The sequence below is a fragment of the Aeromonas fluvialis genome, from assembly GCF_000819885.1.
Lineage (GTDB): Bacteria > Pseudomonadota > Gammaproteobacteria > Enterobacterales > Aeromonadaceae > Aeromonas > Aeromonas fluvialis.
This window is the reverse complement of record NZ_CDBO01000045.1, coordinates 1-842: the sequence shown is the minus strand read 5'-3', so window position 1 is coordinate 842 and position 842 is coordinate 1. Positions and strand designations below refer to the sequence as shown.

Here is an 842-nt window from a genome sequence, read left to right as displayed (position 1 = left end):
CCGACATTCCGCACCTAATTTAGGAATAAATTTGCCGGTAGCGCTCACCCAATACCTCCAAAATGATCTGCTGGTCTCCTGTTAGCTCCGTTACTTGTGGCGGAGCTTCTCCCAGTCGATATTCATGGATGCCACCAAAGCGCAAAAAGATCCAACGGGCGGTTGGCTGCTGGGTCGGCTTCTTTTTCATATCCGCCACACTGCGGTTCTGCTCTACTAGCCCCTGCCGGATCCGGTGCTCCAGCGCCGCGTAAATCATCAGGCTACAGGTCATCACCATCAGCAACGCTTCGATCCGCTCCGGTTTTTTCAGGTACAGCGAGGAGGTTAAAAATTCCGGGCTTTTGAGAAAGCGAAAGCCCCGCTCGACATTCTGCTGCGCCTTATAGGTGGCCAACAGCTCGGCCATGGTCAGCGTTTCGCTGTGGTCATTGGTCGCCAGGATGAACACCCCGGTCTGGTTGCGGGCCTCTTCAACTCGAGCGAGGCTGGTTGCCGCTAACCCTTTGATTTGAAACTGGTGGCTAACTGGCTCTTCGCCGTTCTTGGGTGTCTGCCACGCCCAGCATAAACGGGCTCACTCACCACATCGGCATCCAGTTGTAGCAGCATCAAGCTGGCAGTAAAACGGCTCAATTCAGCTTGGGCATCGCGCTGGCAGGCAAAACGCTGGGCACACAATTTGGCAAAGGCTTTGAGCTCGCGGGTGCTCTCTTTAAGCAGGTTTTTGGCCAGTGTTTGCTGCTCACGGTGGCTGGCCTGTTCGCTGCGCACCAACAACCAGCGCTGCGCGACGCCGGCATAATGGGCGCTCTGCCAACAGCCATGATAACCATTGCCCA

The 842-nt window shown here is 55.8% G+C and carries 1 pseudogene; it reads right to left on the bottom strand.

The annotated features are described in order from the left end of the window. Nucleotides 1-19: 19 nt before the first annotated feature. Nucleotides 20-842 (bottom strand): annotated as a pseudogene (locus tag BN1125_RS18125) (IS1634 family transposase); the annotation flags it as partial.